The sequence below is a fragment of the Dielma fastidiosa genome (assembly GCF_000313565.1).
GTDB classification, from domain to species: Bacteria; Bacillota_I; Bacilli_A; order Erysipelotrichales; family Erysipelotrichaceae; genus Dielma; species Dielma fastidiosa.
On sequence record NZ_CAEN01000116.1, the window covers coordinates 1 to 245 of the forward strand.

Annotated in this window: 1 protein-coding gene; it reads left to right on the plus strand. The window is 35.1% G+C overall.

The window, feature by feature from the left end:
* Positions 1–245: DDE-type integrase/transposase/recombinase (locus DAHG_RS18265; protein WP_022936313.1), on the plus strand; the 245-nt coding region annotated here is incomplete at both ends.

Here is a 245-nt window from a genome sequence, read left to right on the forward strand (position 1 = left end):
AAAGAGAAGACGCAACTGTACGATTACGAATAAAGCCGATCAGAAAGCAGAAAACCTTCTTCAACGTGAATTTGAAGCAAAGGCACCAAATGAAAAATGGACAACAGACGTAACAGAATTCAAAGTACCTCATTCAGATGAGAAATTATATTTAAGTGCATTTTTAGATTTGTATGATCGTTCAATCATTGCATGGATCATAAGCGATAGAAACGATAATCACCTCGTATTAGAAACGTTGAAGA